Origin of the sequence: Micromonospora sp. KC723 (assembly GCF_004348595.1) — a bacterium.
GTDB lineage: Bacteria > Actinomycetota > Actinomycetes > Mycobacteriales > Micromonosporaceae > Micromonospora.
Genome location: NZ_SMKD01000069.1, coordinates 21,036 through 29,503, shown reverse-complemented (window position 1 = coordinate 29,503; position 8,468 = coordinate 21,036). Strand labels below are relative to the sequence as shown.

Here is an 8,468-nt window from a genome sequence, read left to right as displayed (position 1 = left end):
CAGGGGTGGCGGGGGCGAGGCCGGGCAGGGTCGCAGCGGTCATCGGATGATCCCCACGACCTGGGGCCGGTTGGATTGGACGACGCCGAGCGGAGGCAGCACCGGGGCTGATGCCGGCGGCATCACCGCAGCCGGCGGAATCGGCTCGACCTGCTCCGGTTCGTCGTGCCAGTCGACCTGCGGTTGGTCCGGTTCGGGAGTCGGCGGGATGGCCGGTGCGCTGGAGAGGACGACCTTGACCAGGGCGAGGAAGGCCAGCGACGGGACGGCGGCGACGATCCAGCCCCAGACGGACGGTTCGGCTTCCGCGACCTGGGCTGCGAGGGAGAGCAGGGCGAACGCGACCAGGAGCACGGCGACCAGGCCGACGGGGCGGCCGGCACGGCGTCGGGCGCGGATCTCCAGGCCGAGGTAGATGGCCATCAGCTCGACCGCGACGGCGTTGGCCCAGCCGATCCAGTCGGGCTGTCCGTGCGCGACGGTCAGGTCGTGGACGTGGGTGAAGGCGGCGGCGCCGGCCATGATCCCGACGGCGAGCAGGATCATCACCCGGACGCCGGACTCGATGCGTTCGCGGCTCATCGGCGGCCCTCGGTGTCGCGGATGGTCAGGGTGATGCGGATGCGCTGTCCGTCGAGGTCGCGGCGGCGGTCGACCATGTACGCCAGGTTGTGCAGTGCGGCGGCGAGTCGGTCCGGGGAACCGTTCAGCTCGATGTGCAGCGGCTTGGGGCGGTGGGTGCCGAAGAAGAAGCGCTTGAGGGACATCGCGGTTACCTCCGGGCCGGGGTGACACGGGTACGGATGTGCTCGGGCGGTTCGCCGAGGGAGGCGACCGCTTCGGAGAGGCAGCGCCACAGCGCCCACGCCTCGTCGGGCGTCAGGTACATGCGGCGCCGGCCGCCGCCGACGGCGAGATAGACCGGGTACGGGTCCGGCCGGTCCGGGTCGACACGGACGGAGACGGCAGTGCTGGTCGCGCCGTCGGGGTTCGGGGCACGCAGCCGGTAGAAGGTCGGGGTGCTCACCGCGGCTCACCCCCGTCGGTGTCGCGGTCGAGGAAGCTGAGCAGCGAGTCCGGCAGCAGCGGCCCGCGACGCTGACGAGGCAACGGCCGGGTCGGCTCGTCGGCGGTTTCCCGGCCGACCTGGGCGAGGATGTCCGCCGCGTCGGCCGGGGCCGGGTAGGTGGCGGCCAGCTCGCGGATGTGGTCGTCGGAGATGTACGAGAAGCGCACCCGGGCCGGTTCCGGGATGCCGTCGAGGATCACGTACCCGACACCCTTGGCCCACCGGGGCATCTGGTCGGCCAGCGCTCCCCGGTTCCGGGCGCCGTCGCCCAACACGAGGTCAACCTGAGCGGCCTCGGTCAGGCCGAGCGCGATCCGGGTCGGGAACAGGTCCCGGAACGGCAGCACCTCTTTGCGCGGGTCCTGCAACGCCGCCACGACCAGGACGCCGACCCCGGCACCCTGGGAGAGCAGCAGCCCCAGCGAGGACGCGATGCGCTTGCGCAGGTCGGCGTCCTGGAGGTACGCGGTCAGCGCCGCCATCTCGTCGATGACGACCACGACCAGCGGGTCAGCCTCGGTCGGGTTGTGCACCCGGACCGTGCCGGCCAGTCGGGTTTGCCGCTCCCGCATCACCGCCACGGCCTCGTCGAGCAGGTCCGCCATCGCCTCGAACGACTTACAGGCGAACCGGGCGAACAGGGGGCGGCCCATGGCGAACTCCATGCCGCCCTTGGGGTCGATCACCCACAGCCGCACCAGCCCGGAGGCGATCCCACCGGCCAGCGCCCGCACCAGCGACCACAGCACCGAGCCCTTGCCGCTGCGGGTGGCACCGCCGATCAGCACGTGCGTGGCGAGCAGGTGCAAACACCAGTGCCGCAGATCCTCACGCCGGGCCAGCGGAAGCGCGGTGAAGTCCGGCACCGCCGGCACGTCGAACGGCTTGACGACCGTCCGCAGCGCATCCGTGCGGACCACGACCAGGTACACCAGCGACGGCCGGTCCCGGTATCGCAGCCGATCCACCGCCCCGAGCACCAGCGCCCAGTAACCGATACGCACCGGAGGCTCCCCGGGACGCTCGGAGTAGACGCGGGCGTGCCGGCGACCGAAGGCGTACGCCAGGTTCGCCGTGACCTTCTGGAACTCCTCGGGCGTCTGGCCGCGCACCATGCGGATGGTCAGCACGTCCAGTGCCTGATCCGACCGCACCCGCAGTAACTGCGGCAGGATCACCCGGTGGTCATACGTGCGGGTCAGCCCGCACAGCGTCATGGCCTCCCGCCACGCCCGCCGGTAGACGAACACCTGACGGAACCGACCCAGCAGCGGACCCGCCAGCCAGGCCCACCACGATGCCTCGTGCTTCCACCGCCACAACGCCGACACGAAGCCGGCCAGCACCAGCGGCACGATCAGCCCGGACCGGCCGAACTCCCGGTAGAGCAGCGCGCCGGCCACGACCAGGCCGACGGTGATCGGGTGACGCAGGCACCACCACAGGCCTCGCCACAGCCACCGCAGCACCAGGCCGGGCACGATCAGCCAGACCGGCAGCTCCAACCGGCGCGGCCGGATCACCATCAGATCCCCGGCCGTGGTCATCACGACCTCACCACGCGGCCGGCGGATCATCGCGCACCCCGCACGACCATCACCAGCACCCACCCAAAGGCAGGCATACGCTTGGACATGTCACTACCTCTCTCGCCAGAGCAGGGGGAAGAGACAGAGGGCGGGGCTGCCGTCCGCCAAGACCTGACAGCCCCGCCCCACCCGATGCGGCTACGCCGCCGCTTTCTTGGCCACACCCGACGGAGCCCGCAACCCGGTCGCGCGCAGCGAGTACGCCATCCGACCGTTGTTGCTCACGTACGGCGTGACCGTCATCCCGTCGAACTCCACCGCCTCGAACGGCGCACCCGTCGGCGGCACCGGCTGGTAGTCAGCGGAGATCTTCACCGTCGTCTCCCGCGACCGCTTCCCCAACTCCGGATCCAGGTCCATCACCCGCACCTGCCACACCCGCTGGCCGGTCACCTTGTCCTTCGCCGGGCTACGCCGGCCGGTCTTCTCGTCGTAGTCCTCGACCTCACCCAGGGACTCGGGCACCAACGCGCACCCCGCCGGGAACACGTCCTCAAACCGCACGGCGAACCGCGTGCCGCCTCGCAGAGCCATCGCCCAACCTCCAACTTGTTAACTTGTCTGCCAAGTTGCGGTCCAAGGTAGACGGCACTTGGCAGACAAGTCAACAAGTTCGCCTCGCGGAGTGCCAGCAGTCCGCCTCGCGGCACCAGGCGGCAAAGCCGGTGCAAGCGACGTCAATGCGACAGAACCTTGGTGGACCAGGAAGAGGTGGGTGATACTGCCTGACCCATCACGGTCGGCGACGCAGAGAGTACGGAGAGCCTGTGACCACCCCTCAAGGCGACTCAAGCGAGCACACAAGCAGGACCGAGGGCCACCCAAGCCCGGCCGAGGTCCAAGAGGAGTACCGGAAGCTCGGGAAAGATTACGAGCTAGCTGTGGACCGGCTGCGGTCAGCAAGATCAGCGCAGCTCGCATACTGGCTGGTCCTGCTTTCCGCGTTCACACTAGTGGCGCTCCTCGCATATTCCGTGGTTATCGGACTTTGGCGCGACCAGCCCGTTGTAACCAGATACGTCGGCCTCATAGCGCTTCTCGTACTATGCATTGCGACAGGAAATCTCGTCGTCAAAAACCGCCGACGAATCGTCGAGTTCGACGTAGAAGCACGGAACCTCAATCACGATCGCCAAAGCGCTGCCGCACGGATCCCTTCCGACTCGCTTGAATCGCTCCGAATTTACCGCGAAGCCTCGCAGGACATCATCACACAATTTCGGGCGCGAGCAACACGGAACCTGCGGGCACACAACACGGTCCAGGCGATTATTATTATCGGATCCGTTACCGCATCGACTACAACCGCCGTCATGGCAGGTGAGCACCCCTTGAGCTGGGTTTCTACTGGCCTGACGGCCTTCATCAGCATCACGGCAGGACTTGCGGCCTACTTCAAGTTCCGGGAGCGCGGATACAACCTACAGTCCACAGCAGATGAAATCGAAAAGCACTATAACGCGACTCAGTTCCGCCTAGGCGAATACGGCACAGCCGGCGCGGATAGTGCAGAATCGAGAACAGATGCGGATGTCGCAGCAGAAGCAGCACGCTTGCGACTCTTTGCCGAAAATGTGGAACGCCTGCGGGATGAGCAACGCAAGCGAGAGTTGCAGCTTGAACAATCTCCCGGCCAACGCGAGGAGCGCTAGGGTCGACCCCTCGTCAGGTTTGACAGACGCACGACAGGGTAGAGAAATTCCATGGAAGCGGGGCGTAAATCTGTCGATGAAATTCATTCGCGACCAGGCTCTCTCGACGACAAGACCGTTGAAGCCTTAGGTGAACTGAGCAAGGCGCTGGAGACGATCCACCGGGTGCGTGGTCACCTGTACTCGGCTCATCAGCTCGTGGGCGGTGCGGATCTCACCCTTGACCGAGTGGTGAAGCTGCTCCGCGAGGCTGGGCACGACCAGGTGGCCGATCGGGTCGAGCACGAGCTGTTGGGGCGCAACGTGCTACCGGGGCGGTGGACGTTCCAGATCGTGGAGGAGTTCGACGACGGCTACTACGCCGTGTTCCAGGAGATCGAGCGGTATGCGCGGGAGAAGCTGGCCGGTGGGCGGCGGCACATCTACGAGGCGGAGATGAAGCAGCGTCGGCGGACCCCCGGAATGCCAGGGCATGAGGCTACGCCGGAGGCGTGAGCGGCAGACCGTTGGGCAGCATCGAGGCCAGGGCGTCGGCTCTGGCCTCGATGATTTTCATGCGTCCCTGGTATTCGGTGGGTTCCCGGTGCGCGGCCTGGCTGGTGACCTGGCCGGGCCACTTGCGGTAGAGCAGGCCGTACTCGCGGGTGAAGTAGCCCTCGCTGACCGCGCTGGCGGCGAGCAGGAGGCCGGTGTCTTCGGAGGCGGGCAGGGCCATCCAGCCGCCCAGGGCGAAGACGAGATTCCGGCGCAGGCACAGGGTCGCCGGGTGCACAGATGCGCGGTAGTCGTTGGCTCGCCAGAACGACAGGACGGCACCGCGGGCGATCACGCCGCCGGGCGGGTCTTTGTCCCAGCCGGCGGTTGACCCGTCGGGCAGCAAATCGAGTACCCGCGAGGTGGTCCAGCCGATCTGCGGGTGCGCGGTGAACGCGGAGATGTCCCGGGCGAGCGCCCCGGGGGTCAACTGGTCGTCGGCGTCCAGGACCTTGATGAGTTGTCCGGACACCCGGGAAAGGGCGAGGGTACGGGCAACACCCGGGCCGCCGGGGCGGCCGGTGCCGAGACTGATCCGGGGGTCGTCGGGCAGCGCGTCGATCAGGGCGCCGGTCTGCCCGTCCTCCTGGACGAGCCACTGCCAGTCCCAACCGTCGGGCATCTCCTGCTGGGCCAACGACTCGTAGGCGCCAGCCAGGTACTCGATGCTGGGCGCGTGGACCGGAGTGATGACCGAGACGAGCTGCGTCAAGTTTTCCACCGTTGGAGTTTGTGGGAGTAGACAAGCTCGGTCCGGTCGCCCGGCATCACCACGTCGGCGACCTCGACGATGCGGCCGGTGGTGTCGATGGAGGTCTTGCGGACGGTCAGCACCGAGACGCCGGGGTCGATGTCCAGCAACTCGGCCTCGTCCGGCGACGGGGGCCGGGCGCGGATCTCGTCGTCGATGCGGTCCAGCTCGATGCCGAGGGTGTAGAGCTGGTGCTGTGTGCCGCCGGGCCACGGTTCCTTGCTCTCGTCGAGCAGGTCCGGGTTCGCTGCCACCAGGTCGTAGGGCAGGTAGGAGTAGGACAGCGTCAGCGGGGCGTTCTCGTGGCGGGATGACGTCCAGTAGACCCGGCGCAGCAGCGGCGTACCCGGTTCGACCTGCAAGGCCGCCGCCATCTCCTCGTCCGCGTTGACCTGGGTGTACTCGGCGTGAAACCTCAGGTCATCGACGGTCAGGCCGGTGTCGTGCTCGGTGGCGCCGGTCTTCAACCGCTCGGCCTCGTCGAGCAGGACCCGGTCCTTCTCCCACTGGTACCGCTCGGTGTTGCGGCGGCGTACCCGTTGGCGGGGGGCTCTCACGTAGGTACCGCGTCCCTGCTCGGCCCGGACCAGGCCCCATTCCCGCAGCTGTCGGATGGCGTTGCGCACGCTGGTGCGGGACAGGCCGGATGAGTCCGACAGCTCGGTTTCGCTGGGCATTAGGGTGCCGGGGGCCAGCTCACCGCTCATGATCTTTGCCCGCAACTCTTCGGCGAGTTGCAGGTAGCGAGGGCGCCAGTCCCGGCCATGCACACCGGTCACCGTACCCCCTAGACGTTCCAACGTCTGCCAGGTGGTCCCGCCGGCGGGCCGCTCGGGAACCGGCGGAACCGTTACCGCTGCTCGAGACGACGGCGCGCGGCGTGGGCCGGGCGTGCGAGGGGCAGCGACATTCCGGCGGCTGCTGGCGTTCACCGCACCTCCCCCGTCCGTCCGTGCTGGCCGGCGGGCGCTCGCATCACCTGACGGGCATACGCCAGTTCGTCAATCAGCCGGTCCAACTGGGCCACCGACAGGAGCACGGTTTGCGTTGCGCCGTAGCGGGTGGCGTCGAGCTTGACGGCCACGTCCCGACGCGCGAACCGGTCGATGAGCAGTTGAACGCTAATCCAGCCGGTCCGCTCCCGCCCGATGGTGGCCGGGATTCCTCGGTGCACCGGGTCGTTCGGTCCGCAGCCCCGGCACCAACCTGGGCACACAACCGGCACCGCGAACCCTGACGGCTGCCGCTTCGGCATGGCTCTGCCCTCACTCATCGGTGGTTTCCTGGTGGTCGGCCTGGGCAAGCAGACCGCGAAGGTGGTCGACCAGTTGGGCCGCCTGCGCCAGGGACAACTCCGCCCAGGCGTTCCCTGCCCGGCAGGTCGCGTGGACCGCAACCATGGGCGCCCGCGCGTCAGCGCCGATGAGGTAGGTGACGACGATTCCGCCTGCTCGGGTGTCGCCGACCCGGTGCATCGGGCCGCGGTGGCGGCGAGCCATGTGCGTCATCAGCGGCGGCACCAGGTGGCCGCAGCGATCCGGGGCGCACCAGGCCGGGTGACTCGTAATATCGGCCGGTTCGCTTGTGCGCCTCATCGCGCCCATCGTCCGCCGCTGCCCCGGTAGAGCTGCGCCCGCGTCATCAACGGCGCGCACCGCAGCACCGGTACTTCCCGGGTCGGACCCGCCGACCACCACGGCAAGGACGTGGCAGAAGCCGCACGTGGACTCGCCTGAGCGTGGCGGCTGGCGTCCTGGGTTAGTGGGCGTTTTCGAGACCACCAGGACGAGAACCAGCGGCGCCGACGACGATGAGAGCCAGACATCGCACCTCCACAAGTAGGTGGGGACCGGTGGCCAGCCACGGGGGACAGCCGGCCACCGGCCCGGATGAAGGCACGGCGCACCGTCTGACACAGACGGGTCGGGTATCGCCGAGCCAAACTGCCCGCGCGGCTACCGCAACCGGCCCCATCAGGACGCCGCGCATCAGGTGCAGCCAGGGCCGGTACGCCACCACCCCTGATACGAACCGTCACCCCGGCCGCACACCAGGAAACGTATCTACAAGTGGATGAGTTGTCTAGACGTCGAAACGGGTCACTTGGTTGACACTTGGTAAGACAAGTGCCAGGTAAGGTGAGCAGGTGCCCACCCCGCACTACGGACAACCCCGGTACCGCGTCATCGCCGACGAGCTGAGGCAACGCATCAAGGGCGGCGTCATTCCGCCAGGCGGCCTTTTGCCGACCGAGAGCGTGCTCACCGCCGAATTTCGGGCAAGTCGCGGCACCATCCGCCAGGCCATAGCCGTGTTGCGGGACGAGCACTTGGTTGTTACCGAACACGGCCGCGGCACCTACGTGAATCCCCACCAGCACGAGAGCAGACCAGGCGACGGTCGCGAGACGGAAACACGACAGCGGCAGGTTCCAGCGGACCCAGAGATTGCAGCCCTCTTCGCTGTCGAGGCGGGTACAACCCTGGTCGAACAACAGGACGTCACTCGAATAAATGGAGCCGTCGAAGCAGTCGTCAGGGCCTACCGGCTACGCCGAGAGAAGCAGTAAGTTCTGCGCGCCTTCGATACCCCTTCAAGACGGTCCTTCACGGCCGCACGCGCCATCCCATCTGTCCGGCGACTGGCGCAGGGAGCAGTGGCGCAGAGGGCCGTCCAGATGGCTGGGGTGGCGAGTTGGCGGGTGGGCAGCCAGCCAAGTCGTGGCGGCCATGGCACCGCAGCCCCGTAGGGCAGGCCAACGCTGACCGTGGCCAAGGATGCAGCGCGGGGTGTTCGGCGCAGCCCTCCGACGTCAGGGCACCTCGCAGATCCTCGAGTGCAGCGTGCCTGACCGGTTCGCTGCATGACGGCCT

Annotated in this window: 12 protein-coding genes; 3 read left to right on the top strand and 9 right to left on the bottom strand. The window is 68.0% G+C overall.

The genetic code is table 11. The features are described from left to right. Nucleotides 1–39: 39 nt before the first annotated feature. The 5 genes from E1165_RS16830 to E1165_RS16810 form a co-directional block, all read right to left on the bottom strand. Nucleotides 40–582 carry a DUF2637 domain-containing protein gene (locus tag E1165_RS16830; RefSeq protein ID WP_132392523.1) on the bottom strand — a complete coding sequence of 181 codons (543 nt, stop codon included), beginning with the start codon at nucleotides 580–582 and terminating at the stop codon, nucleotides 40–42. Then, nucleotides 579–767, bottom strand: coding sequence for a hypothetical protein (locus E1165_RS16825; protein ID WP_132392521.1), 189 nt, complete (start codon nucleotides 765–767; stop codon nucleotides 579–581). Before E1165_RS16825 ends, E1165_RS16830 begins: the two co-directional genes overlap by 4 nt. A gap of 5 nt (nucleotides 768–772) precedes the next feature. Next, nucleotides 773–1,027, bottom strand: coding sequence for a hypothetical protein (locus E1165_RS16820; protein WP_132392519.1), 255 nt, complete (start codon nucleotides 1,025–1,027; stop codon nucleotides 773–775). Then, nucleotides 1,024–2,616, bottom strand: coding sequence for an FtsK/SpoIIIE domain-containing protein (locus E1165_RS16815; RefSeq protein WP_132392531.1), 1,593 nt, complete (start codon nucleotides 2,614–2,616; stop codon nucleotides 1,024–1,026). Before E1165_RS16815 ends, E1165_RS16820 begins: the two co-directional genes overlap by 4 nt. A 180-nt stretch (nucleotides 2,617–2,796) precedes the next feature. Further along, on the bottom strand, nucleotides 2,797–3,192 hold the full coding sequence (locus E1165_RS16810) for a transcriptional regulator (RefSeq protein WP_132392517.1): 396 nt from the start codon (nucleotides 3,190–3,192) through the stop codon (nucleotides 2,797–2,799). A 347-nt stretch (nucleotides 3,193–3,539) separates the two neighbouring features. On the opposite strand from E1165_RS16810, the gene E1165_RS29965 reads away from it, so the two are divergent. Next, nucleotides 3,540–4,310 (top strand): DUF4231 domain-containing protein, encoded by a 771-nt coding sequence (locus tag E1165_RS29965; RefSeq protein WP_165945246.1) that lies wholly within the window; start codon nucleotides 3,540–3,542, stop codon nucleotides 4,308–4,310. A gap of 51 nt (nucleotides 4,311–4,361) precedes the next feature. Beyond that, nucleotides 4,362–4,805 carry a hypothetical protein gene (locus tag E1165_RS16800; protein WP_132392513.1) on the top strand — a complete coding sequence of 148 codons (444 nt, stop codon included), beginning with the start codon at nucleotides 4,362–4,364 and terminating at the stop codon, nucleotides 4,803–4,805. Here the strand turns inward: E1165_RS16800 and E1165_RS16795 are convergent. The 4 genes from E1165_RS16795 to E1165_RS29955 form a co-directional block, all read right to left on the bottom strand. Next, complete coding sequence (locus E1165_RS16795) at nucleotides 4,789–5,565, bottom strand: glycosyltransferase (RefSeq protein ID WP_243704824.1); 777 nt, start codon at nucleotides 5,563–5,565, stop codon at nucleotides 4,789–4,791. The two genes, E1165_RS16800 and E1165_RS16795, sit on opposite strands and share 17 nt — an antisense overlap. Continuing rightward, nucleotides 5,553–6,374, bottom strand: coding sequence for a GntR family transcriptional regulator (locus E1165_RS16790; protein WP_132392511.1), 822 nt, complete (start codon nucleotides 6,372–6,374; stop codon nucleotides 5,553–5,555). Before E1165_RS16790 ends, E1165_RS16795 begins: the two co-directional genes overlap by 13 nt. A gap of 149 nt (nucleotides 6,375–6,523) precedes the next feature. After that, nucleotides 6,524–6,679: a hypothetical protein gene (locus E1165_RS29960; protein ID WP_243704823.1), complete on the bottom strand. Its 156-nt coding sequence runs from the start codon at nucleotides 6,677–6,679 to the stop codon at nucleotides 6,524–6,526. A gap of 181 nt (nucleotides 6,680–6,860) precedes the next feature. After that, nucleotides 6,861–7,190: a hypothetical protein gene (locus E1165_RS29955; protein WP_243704822.1), complete on the bottom strand. Its 330-nt coding sequence runs from the start codon at nucleotides 7,188–7,190 to the stop codon at nucleotides 6,861–6,863. A 551-nt stretch (nucleotides 7,191–7,741) separates the two neighbouring features. Here E1165_RS29955 and E1165_RS16775 point away from each other — a divergent pair. After that, on the top strand, nucleotides 7,742–8,164 hold the full coding sequence (locus E1165_RS16775) for a GntR family transcriptional regulator (RefSeq protein WP_132392509.1): 423 nt from the start codon (nucleotides 7,742–7,744) through the stop codon (nucleotides 8,162–8,164). The last annotated feature ends 304 nt before the right edge of the window (nucleotides 8,165–8,468 follow it).

Excerpts from the sequence above, each read along its gene's own strand:
- E1165_RS16800 (WP_132392513.1), top strand. The coding sequence starts at position 4,362 with ATGGAAGCGGGGCGTAAATCTGTCGATGAAATTCATTCGCGACCAGGC.
- E1165_RS16810 (WP_132392517.1), bottom strand. The coding sequence starts at position 3,192 with ATGGCTCTGCGAGGCGGCACGCGGTTCGCCGTGCGGTTTGAGGACGTG.
- E1165_RS16815 (WP_132392531.1), bottom strand. The coding sequence starts at position 2,616 with ATGACCACGGCCGGGGATCTGATGGTGATCCGGCCGCGCCGGTTGGAG.
- E1165_RS16825 (WP_132392521.1), bottom strand. The coding sequence starts at position 767 with ATGTCCCTCAAGCGCTTCTTCTTCGGCACCCACCGCCCCAAGCCGCTG.
- E1165_RS29955 (WP_243704822.1), bottom strand. The coding sequence starts at position 7,190 with ATGAGGCGCACAAGCGAACCGGCCGATATTACGAGTCACCCGGCCTGG.
- E1165_RS16830 (WP_132392523.1), bottom strand. The coding sequence starts at position 582 with ATGAGCCGCGAACGCATCGAGTCCGGCGTCCGGGTGATGATCCTGCTC.